This is a genomic window from Kiritimatiellia bacterium, assembly GCA_018001225.1.
In the GTDB taxonomy this organism is placed as follows: Bacteria; Verrucomicrobiota; Kiritimatiellia; order CAIQIC01; family JAGNIJ01; genus JAGNIJ01.
In genome coordinates this window covers 232,563-253,646 of the sequence record JAGNIJ010000001.1, presented here as the reverse complement: position 1 = coordinate 253,646, position 21,084 = coordinate 232,563, and the positions used below count along the sequence as shown (strand labels likewise).

Below are 21,084 nucleotides of genomic sequence, written 5' to 3'. Positions count from 1 at the left end.
GACTACAGGGTCTTCTCCTTCATCAGGCCGGCCCGGCGGGCCAGGGCCAGCAGTTCCGCCGACAAATCCGCCCAGGAGGCCTCCAGCACCGGGCGGCGGCCGACCAGGACCACGTCCCACGCGCCCCCGAAAAGGTGCCGGTTCCGCCGGTACACTTCCCGCAGGCGCCGGCGCGCGCGGTTGCGCTCGACGGCCTCGCCGACTTTGCGGCCGGTGACCACGCCCAGGCGCAGGGCCGCGCCCTCCCCCGACCGCAGCCAGAGCACCATGCAGCGCCCGAACTGGCGCCGGCCCTGGTCGTACGCCTCGCGGAACAGCGCCGAGCGGATCAACCGCCGCTCGCGGCCCAGGACCGCGCCCGGAGCCCGCCGGCTGCCCGCGGCTTCGGTCATGATTCCCCCGGCAGGCGGCGTCAGACCACGAGCCGCTTGCGTCCAACCTGGCGGCGGCGGGCCAGCACCTTGCGCCCGTTCTTCGTGGCCATCCGGCTCCGAAATCCGTGCGTCCGTTTCCGCTTTACCTTGGAGGGCTGATACGTTCGTTTCATGGCCGTTTTTCCGTGTTTTTTTCGCTGCGACCCTGCCCTTGTAGCAGCTTCCGCCGCCAAGTCAACCTAGAAGGGGGGCCCCGTGAAGGGGCGCTCGGGGCTATTTCTTAGTCATGCGTCGCTTGCGACGCCCGCGAGCGCCGGCAAGCGGCGCCCCTACAATGAGCGAGGCATTAGCTAGACCCGGGGTGGCGGCGGATGATAGACTCGCCGGCGATTCCCAACCTGAAGGAGACAGCCATGGGCAGCACGGGCGGAAAATGGAGTTCGGCGGAGAAGATGAGTCATTTCCGGAACCTGGCCCTCGTGGCGTTGAGGGACGGGAAACTGGCCGGCGCGGAACGGGACCTGCTCAATTACCTCGCCCGCAAGTGGGGCCTGTCGGACGCCCAGGTCGAGGAGGTCCTCGCCCACCCCGACCGCGTCAAGCTGTCCATCCCCAGGGACGAGCCCTCGCGGTTCCAGCAGCTCTACGACCTGGTGGACATGATGATCATCGACGGCGTGCTGGGCGCGCAGGAAAAAGCCCTGTGCGTCTCCTTCGCCATGGCCCTCGGGATGGACAGCGGGCTGATCCCGGTCATCGTCGAGGAAATCGTGGCCGGGGATCAGCTGCTCCGCTCCGAGGAGCAGATCCAGGCCGCGGTCCGCGTCCGGATGGCCAAGGCGAAGAAGTCCGGCTGAAGTCTAGCCCTGGCTGCAAAACGGGGGCGTGACAAAGGCTGGCACACGGCCTCGCAATCGCGATCACAAGGCCACAATCGTCAGGTATCTCTTGCCGGACCACTTGACCTCGCCATCCCGCACCGCGGCAACCTGCCAGGCATAGAGGCCCGGCCCGCCCGTGAAGATGTAGGACAAGTCCGTGCCGACGTCGTGTTCCTGTCCGCCCACCTTGACCCGGTACGATTTCGCCCGCTTCGAGGGGAACCAGGCGAGCGGGATCGTGGCCATGCCTCCGTTCGCGCCCACGACGATCCCGTCGGCCGGGGCCATCAATACAGGCGCCATCAGCGCGGGTTCGACCGGGATCGGCGCGGGCTCTTCCTCGCCCTCCGCGACCGCCGCGGCGTCCGCAGGCTCCTCATCCACCTCTTCGTCCCCGGCCGGGACCTCTACTTCAATCACCTGCCCGACCTCGTTGGTCACGACAATCACCAGGGGGTTCGCGCTGTCGTCATCATCCTCGCATCCCGTCGTGAACCCGACACCCGCAAGAACCAGCCCGGCCAGGCACCCTGCAAGTAGGCGCGTTTTCATGATTTCTTCCTCCAAGCATCCTGTCGCTTGGAAGTGCGGCATTCTTCCCGCCCCCGCGCCAGCTTGAAACTTCAATGCCCGCTTGGTCATTCCGTGGGGCCCGTAGCCCCGGCTCGCCCTCGAGCCGGGGCCGTCCAGCCGGATTCATGCGGCTTGAGGCGCTCGCCTCGAGGCGAGGCGGCGCTACGGGCGGGCGGATACGGCGCGCTTCATCCCTGAACGATCCGGCCGCCGCCGGTTGCGGTCAATTCACGATCGTGAACTTCCGGCTGGGCGACCACTTGATCTCCGAGCCGCGGATGGCCGCGACCTGCCAGGTGTAGGTTCCCACCGCGGTCGCGTAGACATACTCCGTCTGCGCCCCCACGTTGTAGAACTGGCCCTGGATATTGACGCGGTAGGATTCCGCGCCCTCCACGGCATTCCACTTGAGCGAAATCCACGTGCCGCCGATGCCGGAGGAATTCGAGTAGCCGTCCGGAGGGAAGGCCAGGGTCGGCGCGGTCAGCACGGTTTCAACGGCGTAGCCTTCCTCGTAAACATCAACCCCATCGTCCTCCGCCGCGTCGCTGTCGGCGGGAGCCTGGCCTTCGGAGGACGGTTGTCCGCCCGAGTCGGATCCCGTCCCGGAACCGGACGTCGAAGCGGTGTCTTCGTCATCCTCGCAACCCGTCACCAGGCCCGAAACGCACGCCACCAATGCCACCGACAGGAACACCGCCAGCCGTCTATTCATTCTTGCCTCCTGTTCCCGGGCAGTTCCGCGCGCCGCCCGGATAGTCGCATTCTCCTCTTCTGCGGCCCCGAGCACAAGCTTGTTACCGGTTGGTAACGGCGATGCGGAAAAACTCTTGTCCCGCGAGCGGCGCGGCGGCTTGCCACAGGGCCTGGTTGGTCCCGTACGCGAAGGTCCCGGCCGCCTCGGCAAAGGCGCCCGTAACCGTGGCGGCCGATTGCACGACGAAGGGTTCGCGGTTGCTCGCGTTGGGCGGGCTGGTCCAGCGGAGGCTCGCCGCCGGGTCCCAGCCGGCGGAATCCAGGCGGGTCCCGGCCAGGACGAGCGTGTTATAGGCGTTGAGCCGCCCCCAGCCGTGATACACGTCAAAGCCCGCCACGTCCTCCGCCGGCTTGCCGACCTGGTCGTCCGCCCCGGCGGTCAGCAGCGTGTGCGCCTGCCCGTGCGTCAATCCGGGATACAGCCCCCGGAGCAGCGCCGCCACGCCGGCGACCTGCGGCGCGGCGAAGGAGGTGCCCCACCAGCCGGTCAGCAGCGTCCCCGACCGCGACACGAGCGCCATGTTGTTGCCGGGCGCGACGAGATCGGTCGCGGAGCCGTAGTTGCTGAACGAGGCGCGCGCGTCGTTTGTGTCCGTCGCCCCGACCGTGATGCACGCCTCCATCCGGCCGGGGAACCGGATGCTACCGCCGCCGTCGTTGTGCGTGATGGTCACGAAGACGACGCCCTGCGCGATGGCGTTCATGATCGCGTTGCTCAAGGTCGTGTCGCTCGTGGAGCCGCCGGCCGAGAGGTTGATCACGTCCGCGCCGTTCGTCAGCGCCCACGCGATGCCGTCCGCCCACCATGAATAGAGCCCGGTGTTCCCGCTGTTGAGGACCTTCACCGGCATGATCCGGCAGTTCCAGTCCACGCCGGCGATCAGGCTGCCGTTGTTCGCGTTCGCGCCGAGTACGCTCGCGACCGCGGTGCCGTGGTCGTTGTCGTCCGCGGGATTGCTGTCGCTATACGCGAAGTCGTAGCCGTTGACATGGCGTCCGGCGAACTCCGCGAGGTTCGTGTTCAGCCCCGTGTCCAGGACGGCCGCGATCACGCCGGTCGAGCCCTGCGAGAGATCCCAGGCCTGCGTGGACCGGATATCCGCCGGCAGGTCGTTGCTGGTGTAGACCGTGTTCAGGTGGTGCCACTGGCTGCCGAAATCCGGATCGGTCGGCACGGTGGCCCCGCCGGTCCCGATGCCGTCGGGTTCCGCGTACTCCACGGCCGGGTTGGCCCGCAGTGCCGCCACGAGCGCTTCCGCGGTCATGCCGCGCGGTACGCTTGCGTACACGTGGCGGTCCAGGCTGATCTCCGCGGCGCCGCCGCCGCGGGCCTCGCGGAGCCAGCGCCCGTAGCCCGTGTCCACCAGCGCGGCACCGGCGGGCAGACCGAGCGCGGTTTCCGCGTCGCGGGGGTTCACGTCCGTCACCCGCCCGAACCGCGCCGCCACCCGGTCGGGTCGGAATCGGACGATGACGTGATCCCGCGCAAAAGGCTGACCGGGATCCGGCGGCGCGAAGGGCCACTCGCCCCGGGCGCCGACCGCCAGCCCGACCAGAAGAAAAAGGGCAACGCGATGTCCCGCCATGCCGGATTCTTATACCCTGGGCGCGCGTTCGAGTGAACAGCCGCGCCCTTCCGCGGCAGCCCACTGTTCGACCGCCGCCATCCCCTCTTCCCACTCGGCGGGTGTGACGGCCTGCAGGAAGGCGATCATCATCGGGCGCGGAACGCCCATCCCCTTGGCAAACCGCGGGATCCAGCGGCGGAACAGCGACACGCCGAACCGCTCGCCGTAGAGTGAAAGGTGGTCCGCGTACAGCCGGCGCATCATCGCGATTCGCTCCGCGAAGGCGGGCGTCGGCAGCGGCGGCTCGCCGGCCAGATCGCGCGCGACGTCGCGCAGGAACCACGGCTCGGAAAACGTGTGCCGCCCGATCATGAGCGCCGACGCGCCGGTCCGGTCGAGCATCTCCCGGGCGGCGGCCAGCGTGAAGACGTCGCCGTTGGCGATCACCGGCACGCGCACGGCCTCGGCCACCTGCCGGATGCCGTCGAGGTCCACTGTTCCCGAAAACCGCTGCGCGCGGGTGCGCCCGTGCACCGTCAGCGCGGCCGCGCCCGCGGCCTCCAGGCCGCGGGCGAGGTCCACGGCGGCATCCGGCGCGTTCCAGCCGAGCCGGATCTTCACCGTGACGGGGATCTTCACCGACTCCACGACCCGGCGCGCGATCTCGACGGCAAGGTCCGGCGTCTTCATGAGCGCGGCGCCCGCGCCCCGGCTGCAGATCTTTTTCTGCGGGCAGCCCATGTTGATATCCACCAGTTCCGCACCGCGCGCCTCGAACCATTGCGCCGCCTCGGCGAGGAGGCCGGGGTTCGTGCCGTAGATCTGCCAGCCGAGCGGGCGGTCGTCCGGCGCGGTGGCGACCAGGGCCGACACCTTCCGGCTACGGCCGCGCAGGATGCTGTCCGGGTTGACCATCTCGCTGAAGGCCAGCCCGACGCCGCCGAACGACCGGACCAGCCGCCGGAACGGCAGGTCGGTGTAGCCCGCCATCGGCGCCAGGACCGCGCGCGTGGCCAATGGCAGCCCGCCGAGGGACCATGTGTTTGTCGCGGCGTGGGGCATGGGGGGAGGGTTCAGGGTTCAGGGTTCAGGGTTCAGAAGCGGATTTTCCAATGCTTGGAAACTTTTTGCCTATTTTTTCCAATGTTTGGAAAAATTGCGCTCTTTTTTTCCAATGTTTGGAAAAACCTTTTCCCGGCCTCCTCCGCGTCCTCTGTGTTCTCCGTGGTTCAATCTTAAAAAAAGCCAAGTCGGTTCTTGCGCCGGGGCCGGGCTTCGTGGTAGTGGTACACCGTTTTTTTGTCCTGAAATCTTCAATTCCGAAGACTTTCACGCGCAGCCAGGAAACGGAGAAGTGTAAAGATGCCCAAGAACATAACGATCATCGACGGGAATGAAGCGGCGGCCTACGTCGCGCACAAGACGAACGAAGTCTGCGCCATCTACCCCATCACGCCCTCCTCGAACATGGGCGAGTGGGCCGACCAGTGGTCCAGCGAGGGCCGTACGAACATCTGGGGCACGGTGCCGCTCGTGGCCGAACTGCAGAGCGAGGGCGGCGCCAGCGGCGCGGTGCACGGCGCCCTGCAGACCGGCGCGCTGACGACGACCTTCACGGCGTCGCAGGGCCTGCTGCTGATGATCCCGAACATGTACAAGATCGCCGGCGAGCTGACCTCGACCGTCTTCCACGTCTCCGCCCGCTCGCTCGCCTGCCAGGGGCTCTCGATCTTCGGCGACCACTCGGACGTGATGGCCACCCGCCAGACCGGCTTCGCCCTGCTCGCCAGCGCCTCGGTGCAGGAGGTCATGGACATGGCCCTGATCGCGCAGGCCGCGACGCTGGAGTCCCGCGTGCCGTTCATCCACTTCTTCGACGGCTTCCGCACCTCGCACGAGGTGAACAAGGTTGAGCTGCTCGACGACGACCAGATCAAGGCCATGATGAGCGACGAGCTGATCATCGCCCACCGCGCGCGCGCCCTGAACCCGGAGCGGCCGGTCATGCGCGGCACGGCGCAGAACCCGGACGTCTACTTCCAGGGCCGCGAGACGGTCAACCCGTTCTACGCCGCCGCGCCGGGCCTCGTGCAGAAGGCGATGGACCGGTTCGCGAAGGTCGCCGGGCGAGCCTACCACCTCTTCGATTACGTCGGCGCCCCGGACGCCGAACGCGTGCTTGTGCTGATGGGCTCCGGCGCCGAGACGGCGATGGACACGGTCTCGTTCCTGCGGAAGAAGGGCGAGAAGGTCGGCGTCGTGCGCGTGCGGCTGTACCGCCCGTTCTCGGCCGAGCACCTGCTGGCCGCGCTGCCGAAGAGCACGAAGGCGATCGCCGTGCTCGACCGCACGAAGGAGCCGGGCTCCGCGGGCGAGCCGCTGTACCAGGACGTGATCACGGCGCTGGCCGAGGCCCTCGGCGCAGGCTCGCTGGCCGCCATGCCGAAGGTCGTCGGCGGGCGCTACGGGCTGTCGTCCAAGGAGTTCACCCCGGGCATGGTCAAGGCCGTGCTGGACGAGCTGGCGAAGCCCCAGCCGAAAAATCACTTCACCGTCGGCATCACGGACGACGTGGCGAAGACCAGCCTGGACTACGACGCGGCGTTCAGCACGGAGTCGGACAAGACCGTGCGCGCGATGTTCTTCGGCCTCGGCGCGGACGGGACGGTCGGCGCGAACAAGAACTCGATCAAGATCATCGGCGAAGAGACGGACATGGACGCGCAGGGCTACTTCGTCTACGACTCGAAGAAGGCCGGCTCCCGGACGGTGTCGCACCTGCGGTTCGGCTCCGAGCCGATCCACGCGCCCTACCTGATCTCGGCCGCGAACTTCATCGCGTGCCACCAGGCGATCTTCCTCGAGCAGGTGGACATGCTCCGGTACGCCGTCTCCGGCGCGACGTTCCTGCTGAACAGCCCGCACGGGAAGGACGAGGTCTGGGGCACGCTGCCGCGCAAGGTGCAGCAGCAGATCATCGACAAGAAGCTGAAGTTCTACGTGATCGACGGCTACAAGGTGGCCAAGGACACGGGCATGGGCAGCCGCGTGAACACGATCATGCAGACCTGTTTCTTCGCCATCTCCGGCGTCCTGCCGCGCGAGGAGGCGATCGCGAAGATCAAGGAGTCCATCAAGAAGACCTACGGCAAGAAGGGCGAGGAGATCGTCCGCAAGAACTACGAGGCCGTGGACCAGACGCTGGCCAACCTGTTCGAGATCCCGGTCCCGGCGCAGGCGACGAGCGCGCACGACATGCCGCCCGTGGTCGCGGCCGAGGCGCCGGAGTTCGTCCGGCACGTGACGGCGGAGATCATGGCGGGCCGCGGCGACGACCTGCCCGTGAGCGCGATGCCCGCGGACGGCACGTGGCCGACCGGCACGACGAAATGGGAGAAGCGCAACATCTCGCTCACCGTGCCCTCGTGGGAGCCGGACCTGTGCATCCAGTGCGGCAACTGCAGCCTGGTCTGCCCGCACGCCTGCGTCCGCTCGAAGCTCTATGACCCGGGCCTGCTGGCGAAGGCGCCCGCCTCGTTCAAGAGCGTCGAGTGGAAGAGCAAGGAGCAGCCGGGCCGCCGCTACACCGTGCAGGTGTCCGTCGAGGATTGCACGGGCTGCGGGCTGTGCGTCGAAGTCTGCCCGAAGAAGGACAAGACCAATCCCGCCAAGCGCGCGATCAACATGACCGAGAAGGAGCCGATCCTCGAGGCCGAGCGCGCCAACTGGGCCTTCTTCGACGCCCTGCCGGACGCCGACCGCGGCGCGCTGGAACTGGGCAGCATCAAGGACTTCCAGTTCACCCTGCCGCTGTTCGAGTTCTCCGGCGCCTGCACGGGCTGCGGCGAAACGCCGTACGTGACGATCCTCTCCCGCCTGTTCGGCGAGCGCGCGCTGATCGCCAACGCGACCGGCTGCTCCTCGATCTACGGCGGCAACCTGCCGACCACGCCCTGGACGGTCAACAAGGAGGGGCGCGGGCCGGTGTGGTCCAACTCGCTCTTCGAGGACAACGCGGAGTTCGGGTTCGGGTTCCGGCTGACGCTCGACAAGCACCGCGAGTTCGCCCTGGAGCTGCTCGGGAAGCTGGCGGGCGACGTCGGCGCCGACCTGGCGGGCGCGATCGCGGCCGCGACGCAGCACAACGAGCAGGAGATCGGCGCGCAGCGCGAGCGGGTGGCGAGCCTGAAGAAGAAGCTCGCGGGCGTGAAGAAGCCCGAAGCCGCGCACCTGCTCGCCATCGCCGACGCGCTGGTCCAGCGCAGCGTCTGGGTGCTCGGCGGCGACGGCTGGGCCTACGACATCGGGTACGGCGGGCTGGACCACGTCCTCGCCAGCGGCCGGAACGTCAACGCGCTGGTGCTCGACACGGAGGTTTACTCCAACACGGGCGGCCAGTGCTCCAAGTCCACCCCGCGCGGCGCGGTGGCGAAGTTCGCCGCCGGCGGCAAGCCCGCGGCGAAGAAGGACCTGGCGATGATGGCGATCAGCTACGGCAACGTGTACGTCGCGCGCGTCGCGCTCGGCGCGAACCCGCGGCAGGCGCTGAAGGCCTTCATCGAGGCCGAGGCCTACGAAGGGCCGTCGCTGATCCTGGCCTACAGCCACTGCATCGCGCACGGCATCGACATGATCAACGGCCTCAAGCAGCAGAAGCTCGCCGTCGACTGCGGGCACTGGCCGCTGTACCGGTTCAACCCGGACCTCGCCGCGAAGGGCCAGAACCCGTTCTGCCTGGACTCGAAGAAGCCGACCGTCCCGCTGAAGGACTACGCCTACAACGAGATCCGGTACAAGATGCTCACCCGCAGCAAGCCCGAGGAGGCCAAGCGGCTGATCGAGCTGGGCCAGGAGGACGTCCACGAGCGCTGGCGCATCATCGAGCGGATGGCCGCCGCGCCGGCCGAGGCCCCCGTGGAGCAACTGTAAGAAGGAAAGGAACACGCCATGGACTTGAGCACCACCTACATGGGCATGAGCCTGAAGAACCCGCTCGTGCCGTCCGCCGCGCCCGTTTCGGAGAGCGTGGACAAGATCCGGCAGATGGAGGACGCCGGCGCCGCCGCCGTGGTCATGTTCTCCATCTTCGAGGAGCAGGTCCGGCAGGAGGAGCAGCAGATCGACGACCGGCTCGCCGCCGGGACCGAGAGCTTCGCCGAATCGCTCTCGTACTTCCCCGCGGGCGGCGACTACCACGTCGGGCCGGACGCCTACCTGGAGTTGATCCGCAAGGCCGCCGACGCGACGGACATCCCGATCATCGGCAGCCTGAACGGCGTGACGCACGAGGGCTGGATTTCGTACGCGCGGAGGATCCAGGAGGCGGGGGCGAAGGGGCTGGAGCTGAACGTGTACTACATCCCGACGGACCCGAAGCTCACGGGGGCCGCCGTCGAGCAGGAGTACCTGGACATCCTGAAGGCGGTCAAATCCGCCGTCACGATCCCGGTCGCGCTGAAGATCGGGCCGTATTTCAGCTCGCTGGCCAACATGGCCCACCAGTTCGACCAGGCCGGCGCGGACGCGCTGGTGCTCTTCAACCGGTTCTACCAGCCGGACCTGGACCTGGAGAACATGACCGTGGCCTCGACGCTGAACTTGAGCACGCCGGAGGACATCCGGCTGCCCCTGCGCTGGATCGCGATCCTGCACGGGCGAATCAAGGCCTCGCTGGCGGCGACCACGGGCGTGCACGGCGCGCGCGAGGCGGTCAAGTACCTGCTCGCCGGCGCGGACGTGGTGATGACGACCGCCGCGCTGCTGAAGAAAGGGCTCCGCCACCTGACCACGCTGGTCGAAGACCTGGACAACTGGCTGGAGGAAAACGAGTACGAGTCCGTCCGGCAGATGAAGGGCCTCTTGAGCCAGAAGACCGTCGCCGACCCGTCGGCCTTCGAGCGCGCGAACTACATCAAGATTCTGGAGAAGTACAAGAGCGAATACCGGATGACCTGATCCGGCCACCAAAGGAGAAACCCATGAAAGCGACGATCGACAAGGACCTCTGCACCGGCTGCGAGCTGTGCGTGACCACCGCCCCGGACGTCTTCGAGATGGGCGACGACAACATCGCCAAGGCCAAGGGCGACAGCGTGCCCGCCGGCTCCGAGGACGCCGCCCAGGAAGCGGCCGCCAACTGCCCGGTCGAGTGCATCAAGGTCGAGTGAGCCGCCACGGCGCGGCTCCGTGAAGGCGGGGGGCTTTATCGCCCCTCGCCTTTTTTTTCGCACCTTGGGCTGAACAGCAGGCTCGTAGCGCCTGCGGTACCGCGGGCGGCCGTTGAAAGTCCAGCGGGGGCCACGACCGCGACGCTCCCGGAAAAGCGCCAAAGTGAGAACGGCTGTCCTTGTCTTAGCCCCCCCGGTGGCGGCGCCCAGCCCCGCGCGGGTAAAGCGCTTTACAGGTTTCCGGCAAGGGGGTAATCATACGCTAACGTCGCCGCGAGTGGACGCGAATCAACATTTCGGGGAGTTCAATATCATGCGCAAAAACAAGTCCGGCCTTTTCCTGTCGCTTTCGCTGCTGCTCGCGCTCGGAGCGGTATGTTCCGCCGTGCCCTTTCACGTGACCTACCTGTGGCACATGCACCAGCCGATCTATTATCCCTACAAGAGCGTCAACGACACCACCGAATTCAATTTCAGCGTGCCGGGCGTGTGGGACGGCGACCGGTACAACGCGTACCGGAACTGGCCGAAGGACGCGGTGCAGCAGGGCGCGGACCGGGGCATGGCCCACGCCGGCGCGCAGGTGAGCTACTCCGGCTCGCTCGCGGAGAACAACAACAACCTCTGGGGCTACAACTCGTGGGTCGGCAATTACCGCTGGGCGCGCAACGGCCTGAAGACCTCGCTCAACAATCCACGCCTCGACCTGGTCGGCATTCCTTTTCACCACAGCCTGATGCCGCTGACGAGCAAGGAAGCCATGGTCATGCAGATCCGCCTGCACAAGGAGCAGTACAAGGATGTGTGGGACACCGGCGGGCAGTACTCGAAGGGCTTCTGGCCGCCGGAGTGCGCGTTCGCGGAGTGGATCATCCCCGCGCTCGTCGAGGAGGGGATGGAGTGGGTGATCGTGGACAACGGCCACCTCTTCCGCACCGTGCCGGACTTCCCGTGGAACGACGGCAGTTCCTGCCGCCCGAACAAGGCGGACGTGAACAATCCCGGCTCCACGGCCCTGAACAGCGAGTGGGTCCAGCTCCAGAACATCTGGGCCCCGACCCAGGTCCTCGCCCCGTGGGCCTACCAGCCGCACTATGTGCAACATGTCGATCCCTGGACCGGCGCGCGGAAGAAGATCATCGCCGTGCCCGCGGGCCGCTACGAGGGCAACGAGAACGGGCGCGGCGGGTACGGGGCCTTCAAGCCGGAGAACGTCTGGGGCTCGCACGTGGCCAAGAACAACAACGCGGCCAAGCCCATGCTGATCCTGTGCCACAGCGACGGCGACAACTACGGCATGAAGAACTCCGACGCGTGGAACGGCCAGCACGGCAACTTCCTCTCCATGTGCCAGGCCAACGCCGATTTCGATCACACCTCCGTGCAGGATTACCTCTCGCTCTACCCGCCGGACACGAACGACATCATCCACGTCGAGCCCGGGAGCTGGGTCGGTATCGACGGCGGCACGCCGTACTTCGAGAAATGGCTCTCCTACGAGGACCGCAGCGGCGAGATGCCGGACATGTACTCGTGGTCCGTCCTCGTCGCCGGGATCAACCGGGTCCTGACGGCGGAGGCCCTGGAAAGCGGCTACACGATGAACGACGTCGAGTGGGGCATCGGCAGCGACACCGCCAAGGCCTGGCACTACTACCTGAACGCCGAGACTTCCTGCTACTGGTACTGGGACTACGACCGGAACAACCCTTGGGACGGCAACGCCACGCGCGCGGTCAACATGGCCATTACCGAGGCCAACAAGGTTATCGCCCGGCATCCCGGATCCGACACCGTCGGGCCGAGCATCTTCCCGCCGCAGCGCCTGCCCTACAATCCCGGCGGCAAGATGTGGAACGAGTCCTCCAACGCCTCGTCCGATTTCGACGTGTGGACGTTCGTGGACGACGTCAGCAGCTTGTCTTCGGTCAAGCTCTGCTGGCGCGTGGACCTCGACGGGGTCAACCCGGTGAACGAGATCGACAACGAGGTGTACGCCCACAACGCGGCGAAGGTCACCGCGTGGAGCAACGCGACGATGACCGCCTCCTGGTGGCCGTCGGTCAAGGGCCCGAACGTGCCCGACCCGGCCAACCGCGCGCAGCGCTACCTGGGGACCATCGCCGGCCAGCACGACGCGATGATCGATTATTTCGTCGAGGCCGTGGACACCAAGGGCAACACCAACCGCAGCGACATCTTCCACGTCTGGGTCGGCGAGAGCACGGGCGGCGGCACGGGGCCGTACGTCGAGTTCGATCCCGCCTCGCCCGACGGCTGCAACCCGGTGACGATCAAGTACAAGAAGTCCGGCAGCCCGCTCGGCGCGGGGCAGGTGTATATCCACGTCGGCCATGACGACTGGCAGGACACGATCACGCCCGACCCGGCGATGACCAGCTCGGGCGACTACTGGACCTACATCTACACCACGCCGACCAACACGGAGCTCATCAACGCCTGCTTTAACAACGGCTCGGGCGTCTGGGACAACAACGGCGGGCAGAACTGGAGCGTGGCGGTTTCCAACTGCGGCACCAACGGCGGCGGCTCGGGCACCAACGTGTCCACGGCGGCCTTCGATCCGCCCGCCCCGAACGGCTGCGTGGACGTGACCATCACGTACACGCCCAACGACGGGCCCCTGAAGACCGCGCAGCCGGTGTACATCCACGTCGGGCACAACGACTGGCAGGATGTGATCGACCCGGACCCGGCCATGACCTCGCTGGGCGGCGGCGTCTGGGAATACACGTATTCCGCGCCGGTCGGCACCTACGAGATCAACTGCGTGTTCAACAACGGCTCGGGCACGTGGGACAACAACAACGAACTGGACTGGAAGGTGACGGTGGCCGGGTGCGACGACATCACGGGCCTGGTCATCACCACCCCGGCGACGAACGTGACGGTCGGCGCGGACACGACCAACGCCACCGTGTCCGGCCTCGCGGAGGAGGCGATCACGGGCTGGCTGCGCTGGAGCAACAGCCTGACCGGCGGCAGCGGGACCTGCGCCGCCGGTTCGTCCTGGTCCGCCGCCGGCATCCCGCTGGCCCAGGGTGCCAACGTCATCGTCGTCGCCGGCACGAACCAGCCGGTGTCGGGTACGACCACGACGGCCGTCGACAGCGCCTCGGCGACGGCCTACAACACGGGCTGGACGAACAACCAGAACGCCGGGACCGGCTTCGCGGCGTGGTCCATGTACACCAGCACGAGCGACGTCAACCAGGCCGGCGCGTTCGTCTGCAGCAACGCCCCGCAGTGCAACATCGGGACCAAGGCCTGGGGCCTGTACGCGAACAACGGGCAGCTCTCCGAGGCCAAACGCTCGTTCAACTCGGCCCTGACCACGGCGGACGTATTTTCCGTGAAGTTCGAGAACGGCTACATTGACTCCGGGCGCGGCGCGGGCGTCGCGCTGCAGAACGCCGGCGGCGAGACGCTGTGGCAGTTCTTCTTCAACGGCGGCGACACGAACTACAGCATCACCGGCAATACCACGGATATCGGCTGGACGGGCGCCGGGCTGGAGATCAGCTTCCGGCTCACGGCGACGAACGCCTATTCCGTGCAGATCCTGCCCTACGGCAGTTCGACGCGCACGATCACAGGCAGCATCGAGAACCTGGCGGACAAGACCCTCGCGCGCTTCCGCGTCTGGAACTACAGCGCCGGCAGCGGCAGCGACTACGACGTGTTCTTCAACGACCTGCGGGTCACCCGGCCCGGCGCGGCTTCCGCGGGGACCTGGTACGCCGACACGGTCACCGTCACCCGCCTCTCCGGCTTCGTGGATACCGACGCCGACGGCATGGACGACGCCTGGGAGCAGGCGCACTTCGGCAACCTGACCGCCGCACACGGGTCTTCAGACTGGGACCAGGACGGCGCGCCCGACGGCGACGAGTTCCTCGCCGGCACGGGCCCGAAGGACACCGGCAGCGTGCTGCGGGCCAGCCAGTTGACGACGGACGGCCACTCGGGCGGCTACCTCGTGCGCTGGCAGAGCGTGACGGGCCGGTACTACACCGTCATGTTCACCACCAACCTGATGAACGAGTTCGCGCCGCTGCTGCCCGCCACCAACCTGCCCGGCCTCCCGCCGGTCAACGTGTGGACGGATGTCATCCCCGGCGTCGAGCAGCGGTTCTACCGCATCCGGACGGGCCGCGAATAAGCGAACCAGGATTTTTCCGCCGGCGGAGCCAGAATCCGCGCGTAAGGATTGCGGTCACTCGAGCAATCACTGCGCCCGGCGCTGTCTTTGCGGCTCGCGTGGACGCTCGCCCTCCATAACGCTATCTATACGATGCAGATAGATTTCTCGCCTGGAGCGACGGCCAAGGAGAACCTGCGCGGCATTGCATAGGGTCGAAGATCCTGACGCGCGGAACGACAGTCATTGACTATTTGCTGCTGTAGCTCCGGCGCTCTGTCGCCGGAGAAAGCGGGGCCGGAGGACGGTCACCGCCCGACCGGTTCGTCCGCGTCCGAGGGCGGCGCGGGTTTCGGGGCCGGCTTTTTTGTCCTGGACCGGCTCTGGGTTTTCGCGGCGGGCGGTGTATCCGGCTCCAGGGCCGGGAGCGGCGCCGGTGCGTTCGTGACCGCCACCGGGGCCGCGGGAGCGGCCGCGGAGGGCGAGTGGAACGGCGTGGGAAGGGTCCGGACCTTTTCCAGCAGCGACTTGGGCCTCGCCCCTTCGTCCTGCAACTCCTCGCGGTAATAGACCCGCACGGCAAAGCCGTAGTAACGGAGCCGCTTGCCCGTGGCCTTCTCGTCCTCCGCCCTCCTGCCGGCTGGGAGCATGTACGTGGCGGTGACCGTGTAGGGCGCGCCGGATGCGCCCTCGCTGACGACCGGCAACGGGCTGCGCGGGACCGTCGCCGAGGTCGGCACGATTTCCCGGGAGGTCAGTTCCTCGTCGAAGAACGTGACGGCGATGCGGATGTCGTCGGGATCGAGCTGGCGCTCGCTGGCCACGGAGCGGACGGCGACGCGAAGCAGGCGCATTTCCTCGTACCCTTCGGAGGTGGGCAGCTTTTCCTGCTCCATCGAAGCGATCCGGATGCGGCGCGGCAGCCGGCGCTCCGGGACGGCCGATTCCGCGCGCCGGGACGGCGTCGCGGGCGGAGGCACGGCGGCGGCGGCCCGGGCCAGCCGGATGCGTTCGGCGGCGGCCTGCTCGTACAGCGGCGTGCCGATGCTTTTCTGGAGGACGATGGCCCACTGCTCGCCGGCCTTGTTCAGCAGGCCGCGCTGCTCGTAGAGCCGCGACCGCTCGATGTACGCCGGCAGGAAATCCGGAGCCATGATCTGGATGCGCTCCAGCATCTGGTCGGCCTCGAGAAAATTGACCTTCTGAATTTCCGCCGCCGCCTCGCCGAGCATGGCCTTGGCGCGCTGAATCAGCGGGTCTTCCGGCGGCGCCGGTTCGGGAATCAGCTCCGGAGCGGGCGTCGGTTCTATCGCCGGAACCGCTTCCGGCACGGGCTCGACGGCCGCCGGGGGCTCGATAACGGGTGGAGGCTCTTCCGGCGGGAGGACGGGAGGCGCCACGGGCGCGGCGGCCTCGGCCACCTGCCGGCGCAGGTCCTCCACGTCGGCCCGAAGCCGGGTGAGTTCGTTGCTGACGGGGCCGGGCTCCGGGGCCGCCACGGGTTCCTCGGCGATGGCCCGGGCCTCGGCGAGCAGAACGTCGCCGGTGGCCGCGGGACGCGGGCCCGTGAAGCGGTCCTTGATCGTGATCGTCTTCTCCACCACGGACAGCAGCTCCATGCCCCGCATGGACAGCGCAACCAGAAGCAGCAGTTGGCCGATCAGCACGGCGGCCACGGCGACCGCGGTCCAGCCCTGCAGCCAGCCGACCCTGCGGCGGGAGGGCCCGGCCTGCGCCGTGGCGACGCGGAACTGCAGGCGCGTCCGTCCAATTTCAAGGAGGGCGCCATCCTGCAGCCGGGCCTCCCGCACGGTCTGCTGGTGGACCTGGAAGCCGTTGAGCGAGCCCAGGTCGCGGATGGTGAGGCCGTCCGGCCGCTCCTCGATCACGGCGTGCTTCCGGGAAATCTCGTCGTCGGGCAGGCGCAGGTGGCACTCCGCGTCGCGGCCGATCACGAGGTTCGGTTCGCGCACGGTCACCCGCTTGCCCTTCCAGGGCCCGGAAAGAATGTGCAAGGCGTACATGGCGCTGGCCCCGTCCTGGGGGCGTCCGGCAGTCTCGCCGAGAGCCCGGGAAGCGTCAATCCGTTTGTGCCGCCCCGTCCGCCTGGCTCTGCATTGTAACAAACAACTTCACGGCCGTGAAGCGGTTTACAATCATTGGAAAAGCAAGCGGGGGCTGCCGTCCGTCAACCGCCCAACTGATTCACCCGCCGGACAAGCTGGCGGGGGTCGGGAAACGGGGGCGTTACTCCGCGGGCGCGTCGTCAGAGCGGCCGAAGAGGTGCTTGAGGTCCTCGATGATCAGGTAGAGCGCGGGGACGAGGGCGAGGGTGATGGCCGTGGAGAAGAGGATGCCGAAGCCCAGGGATAGCGCCATGGGGATCATGAACCGCGCCTGAAGCGAGCGCTCGAAGATCATCGGGGCCAGGCCGAGGAACGTGGTCAGCGAGGTCAGGATCACGGGCCGGAACCGGCGGATCGGGGCCAGGTGGATCGCCTCGCGGACGGGATGCCCCTGCCGCCGGTACTCGTTGGCGGTGTCGATCAGGATCAGGCTGTCGTTGATGACGACGCCGGAGAGCGCGACGATGCCCATGACGCTGACGAGGCTCAAGGTGTAGCCCATGAGGATATGCCCGACGATGGCGCCGACGATGCCGAAGGGGATGGCCACGAGGATGATCAGGGCCTGGATGTAGCTCTTGAACGGGATGGCCAGCATGGCGAAAAGCACGAAGAACGCGACGCCAAAACCGGTCCACAACCCGGACATCGATTCGCGCATATCCCGCTGCTCGCCTTCCAGCGAGTACTGCAGCAGGGGGTAGTCCCGTTGAAGGTCGGCCAGGACACCGGCCTTGAGGCCGGCGAGCACCTTCTGGGTGTCGGCGACGCGCTCCTGGATGTCGGCCGTGACGTCCAGCACGCGGTACCCGTCGCTGCGTTGGATGGTCTCGTAGGAGCGGCCGCGGAGGACGTCGGCGGCCTCGCCGAGCGGGATCTCGCCGCCCGCCGGCGTCCGGAGCACGAGGGTCTCGACGTTGTATTCCGACCGCCGCTCGGACTCGGGGAAGCGGACGAAGACCTTGACCTCGTCGCGCCCGCGCTGCTGGCGCCGGACCTCGACGCCGTAAAAGGCGGCGCGGACCTGGCGGGCGAGCTCGGCGGCGGTCAGGCCAAGGCTGCGGGCCGCCGGCTTGAGCTTGAAGTCGAGCTGCATCTTGCCCCGCGAGATGCCGTCGTCGATTTCCACGACCCCGGCGAAGCCCGCCAGCGCGTCGGCCACCCGGCGGGCGGCGCGCTCGGCGATGGCCGGGTCGGGGTGGACGAGTTGCACGTCGATCGGCCGCGAGCTGGAGGGCCCGATGGTGAACCGGAAGGTGAGCGACTGGACTCCGGGCACGGCGCCCACGCGCTGGCGCCACAGGTCGGTGAACCGCGCCGCGCCGAAGGGGCCGAAACCCTGGTCGCCGTACCCGATCTGCGCCATGACGCCCCGGACGATCTCCGGGCCGCCGTTTTCGGCGACGATCTCGTCCCCCGCGGCCAGGAGCCGGTCCAGGAGCGCCCGGCTTTCCTCGATCGGCGTGCCCACGGGCAGCACGGCGCTGGCGCGGACGATGTCGCTCTCGACGCGCGGCATGAACGTGAAGCCCATCCGTCCGCTCCGGATCCAGCCGACGGTCAGGATCAGCACGGCCAGCCCGATGGCCACGGTGATGTAGCGGTGCCGCGTCGTCATCCGCAGGAACGGCTCGTAGCGCCGCTGGACCCAGCCCTCGAGCCACGGCCCGAGATGCTCCTGCGGATACTCGATGATCCGCCACAGCCAGCCGCGCACCTCGGGCTTCTGCTTGCCGAGGTGCGCGGGCAGGATGAAGAGGGCCTCCACGAGCGAAATGCTGAACACGGAGATGATAATGATCGGGATGTTCCGCCAGATCAGGCCCATCGTCCCGGGCACGAACAGCAGCGGCACAAAGGAAACGATGTTGGTCAGGACGGAGAACACCACCGGCATGGCGATCATCCGAGCCCCGCGGGCGGCGGCCCTCATGAACGGCAGGCCCTTCTGGCGCATGTAGTAGATGCTCTCGCCCACGACGATGGCGTCGTCCACCACGATGCCGACGGCGATGATGAAGGCGAAGAGCGAGATCATGTTGATGGACACGTCGAAGGCGGGCAGCAGCAGGAGGGCCCCCAGGAACGAGGTCGGGATGCCCATCATCACCCAGAACGCCAGCCGGACCTCGAGGAAGAAGCCGAGCAGGATCATCACCAGCGCCAGGCCCAGCGCCGCGTTTTTCAGCAGCAGGTGAAGGCGGTCGCGGTAGAGTTCGGACCGGTCGCTCCACGTGTCCACGAAGACGCCCTCGGGCAGTTGGCCGCGCAGCCGTTCGACCGCGGCGTGGACGGCGGCCGAGATGTCGAGGGGATTCTCCTGGCCGACGCGGTACACGATCAGCTCGATCGCCGGCCGGCCGTTGTACACCATCCACTGGTCCGTCTCGGCGAACCCGTCGCGGATCTCCGCCACGTCGCGGACCCGCACCGTCGTCCCGGAGGCGGTGCTGACGAGGGGCAGGTCGGCGTACTGGGCGCCGTAGTCGCGTCGCTCCATGGTCCGCAGCAGGACCTCGCCCGCGGGCGTCTTGACGCCCCCGCCGGCGACCTCGACCGTCGCCCGCGCGAGCTCGTCGGCGATGCGCGCGAGGGTGAGGTTGTGCTCCCGCAGCCGGGCCTGGGGGGCCTCGATGCTGATCTCCAGCGGCCGCGCCCCGACGCGCTCGACCAGCGTGATGTCCGGGTCCTGCAGCAGCATGTCGCGGGCGAGATCGGCCACCTGGCGCAGGACGTGCTCGTCGTGGTCGCCGGAGACCACCAGCGAGATGACCTGCCGGCGCGAGGAGGCCAGGCTGACGATCGGCCGCTCGGCGTCCTCCGGGAGCGTGGTCAGGCGGTCCACGGCGTTCTTGATGTCCTGGAGGGCGCGGCCGCGGTCCGTGCCGAGCAGCAGTTCCGCCGTGACGGTCCCATAGCCCTCCGCCGCGCGCGAGGTGACGCGCTTCATCCCGTCGAGGCCGCGGATGGCCTCCTCGACGGCCAGCAGGATGCCCTGCTCGATCTCCGTCGGCGCGGCGCCCGGGTAGGCCACGGAAATGTTGACGATATCCAGTTCGAACTCGGGAAATACCTCCTGCCGGATCTGCGGCAGGATCATCAGCCCGCCGATAAGCAGGATCAGCATCAGCAGGTTGGCCGCCACCGGGTTGGAGGCCATCCAGGCGATCGGGCCGCGGTCTTTCTCCTGATCGTTCATGGCGTAGCGGGCTCGCCGGGGCTCGCCCCTTCGGGCTTTTCTTCAGGCTTTTCGGCCGGCTCCCCCTCGACCCGCAACTTCATCCCCGGCATGGGAAGGGCGAGCGGGCTGACGACGATGCGGTCGCCGGGCTGCAGGCCGCGCACGAAGCTCTCCGTCTCCTGCGTCCACACCACCTCGACCGGGCGAACCTCCAGGCGGTCCTCGGCGTTCATGACCCAGACCTGCGCGCCGTCCCGGATCGCGGCGCGCGGCAGCCGGTACACGTCTTCCACCGGCCGGCCCTCGATCTCCGCCCTGACATAGGATCCGATCAGGAGCGGCGGGCCGGCGTCCTCGTCGAAGGGGCGCTCCACCTGCACCAGGAGCCGGGCCATGCGGCCGGCCGGGTCGAGGTCGGGCAGCAGTCGGATGACCTGCCCGTTGCGGGCCGCGGGCGACCCGGTCCCGAGATCCTGCGAAACGCGGGCCGCCGCGCCGCCGCGACCGAGGTCGTCGGGCATCGGGATCCAGCGCAGCCATTCCACCGGCACGGAGGCGCGTACGCGGGCGCGCTCGACGCCGACCAGCGTGGCCACGCGGCCCGCCGCCGGCACGAACTGCCCGACGTCCGTGTACTCCTCCACGACGACGGCGGTAAACGGCGCGCGCACCGCCGTGCGGTCCAGGTTCAGCCGCGCCTTGCTCAAGGCGCTCTTCGCCGCCTCGAGCGCCGATTCCGCGGCCTTCAGGTGCGGCTCGCGCAGGGCCAGCGCGCGGGCCTCGTCGTCCACCTTCACGTCCAGGTCCAGCCGCCGCCATTCCTCCTCGGCAATCTTCTTGCGGCCGCGCTCGACCTTCAGGTCGAAGACGGCCTTGTCCAGCGCGGCCTTCTGCTGGTCGAGCGCGTACTCGTAGTCCGCCGCCTCCAGCTTCACGAGGGTCTCGCCGGCCCGGACGCGCCCGCCGGGCACGAGGCGCGGGTGCTGGGCAACCACCCGGCCGGCGACCTCCGCCTGCAGTTCCACGCGCTCGGCCGGCTCCACCGTCCCCATGGCGGCCACGCGGATCGTCTCGGTGGCGGGCCGGGCTTCCAGGATCGAAACCAGCGCCACCATCTCCGGGGGCGTCCGGTGCTCCGCTGTAGGCCGGGTCTTGACCATCCATACCGCGCCGCCCCCGGCGGCCAGCAGCAGGAGCAGCGGCCACACGATGTGCCGACGGACGTGTTCACCGGTGACGTTGTTCATGACCCCCCCCATAAAAATTCGAATGTCGAATGTCGAAATCCGAAACAAA

General features: G+C 68.0%; 14 protein-coding genes. 5 read left to right on the top strand and 9 right to left on the bottom strand.

The features are described 5' to 3' along the window. Positions 1–2: 2 nt before the first annotated feature. Entirely contained in the window at positions 3–392 is a 390-nt protein-coding gene (gene rnpA / locus KA248_01010; protein MBP7828474.1) for a ribonuclease P protein component, read from the bottom strand. Between the two features lie 20 nt (positions 393–412). After that, complete coding sequence (gene rpmH, locus KA248_01005; GenBank protein ID MBP7828473.1) at positions 413–547, bottom strand: 50S ribosomal protein L34; 135 nt, start codon at positions 545–547, stop codon at positions 413–415. Between the two features lie 240 nt (positions 548–787). On the opposite strand from rpmH, the gene KA248_01000 reads away from it, so the two are divergent. After that, positions 788–1,231 (top strand): hypothetical protein, encoded by a 444-nt coding sequence (locus KA248_01000; protein MBP7828472.1) that lies wholly within the window; start codon positions 788–790, stop codon positions 1,229–1,231. Positions 1,232–1,294: 63 nt separating this feature from the next. Here KA248_01000 and KA248_00995 read toward each other — a convergent pair whose 3' ends face one another. The 4 genes from KA248_00995 to KA248_00980 all read right to left on the bottom strand — a co-directional run bounded on the left by KA248_00995 (position 1,295) and on the right by KA248_00980 (position 5,214). Next, a complete protein-coding gene (locus KA248_00995) occupies positions 1,295–1,807 on the bottom strand; it encodes a hypothetical protein (protein ID MBP7828471.1) in 513 nt (170 codons plus the stop codon). A 244-nt stretch (positions 1,808–2,051) separates the two neighbouring features. Further along, positions 2,052–2,543: a hypothetical protein gene (locus KA248_00990; protein MBP7828470.1), complete on the bottom strand. Its 492-nt coding sequence runs from the start codon at positions 2,541–2,543 to the stop codon at positions 2,052–2,054. Between the two features lie 82 nt (positions 2,544–2,625). Next, positions 2,626–4,170, bottom strand: a complete 1,545-nt coding sequence (locus KA248_00985; protein MBP7828469.1) for a S8 family serine peptidase — start codon at positions 4,168–4,170, stop codon at positions 2,626–2,628. Positions 4,171–4,179: 9 nt separating this feature from the next. After that, positions 4,180–5,214: a tRNA-dihydrouridine synthase family protein gene (locus KA248_00980; protein ID MBP7828468.1), complete on the bottom strand. Its 1,035-nt coding sequence runs from the start codon at positions 5,212–5,214 to the stop codon at positions 4,180–4,182. A gap of 300 nt (positions 5,215–5,514) precedes the next feature. Here KA248_00980 and nifJ point away from each other — a divergent pair, with 300 nt between their 5' ends. The 4 genes from nifJ to KA248_00960 all read left to right on the top strand — a co-directional run bounded on the left by nifJ (position 5,515) and on the right by KA248_00960 (position 14,502). Continuing rightward, positions 5,515–9,081, top strand: coding sequence for a pyruvate:ferredoxin (flavodoxin) oxidoreductase (gene nifJ / locus KA248_00975; protein MBP7828467.1), 3,567 nt, complete (start codon positions 5,515–5,517; stop codon positions 9,079–9,081). Positions 9,082–9,099: 18 nt separating this feature from the next. Continuing rightward, the gene (locus KA248_00970; GenBank protein ID MBP7828466.1) at positions 9,100–10,107 is read left to right on the top strand and encodes a dihydroorotate dehydrogenase-like protein; all 1,008 of its coding nucleotides are present in this window, start codon (positions 9,100–9,102) and stop codon (positions 10,105–10,107) included. Between the two features lie 23 nt (positions 10,108–10,130). Next, positions 10,131–10,319, top strand: coding sequence for a ferredoxin (locus KA248_00965; protein ID MBP7828465.1), 189 nt, complete (start codon positions 10,131–10,133; stop codon positions 10,317–10,319). Positions 10,320–10,632: 313 nt separating this feature from the next. Further along, on the top strand, positions 10,633–14,502 hold the full coding sequence (locus KA248_00960) for a hypothetical protein (GenBank protein MBP7828464.1): 3,870 nt from the start codon (positions 10,633–10,635) through the stop codon (positions 14,500–14,502). Positions 14,503–14,789: 287 nt separating this feature from the next. Here the strand turns inward: KA248_00960 and KA248_00955 are convergent, their stop codons facing one another. From KA248_00955 to KA248_00945, 3 genes are all read right to left on the bottom strand, one after another. Beyond that, the gene (locus KA248_00955) at positions 14,790–16,505 is read right to left on the bottom strand and encodes an FHA domain-containing protein (GenBank protein ID MBP7828463.1); all 1,716 of its coding nucleotides are present in this window, start codon (positions 16,503–16,505) and stop codon (positions 14,790–14,792) included. 223 nt (positions 16,506–16,728) lie between these two features. After that, positions 16,729–19,806: an efflux RND transporter permease subunit gene (locus KA248_00950; protein ID MBP7828462.1), complete on the bottom strand. Its 3,078-nt coding sequence runs from the start codon at positions 19,804–19,806 to the stop codon at positions 16,729–16,731. Continuing rightward, positions 19,803–21,035: an efflux RND transporter periplasmic adaptor subunit gene (locus tag KA248_00945; GenBank protein ID MBP7828461.1), complete on the bottom strand. Its 1,233-nt coding sequence runs from the start codon at positions 21,033–21,035 to the stop codon at positions 19,803–19,805. The genes KA248_00950 and KA248_00945 overlap by 4 nt, the downstream gene beginning before the upstream one ends. Between the last annotated feature and the right edge of the window lie 49 nt (positions 21,036–21,084).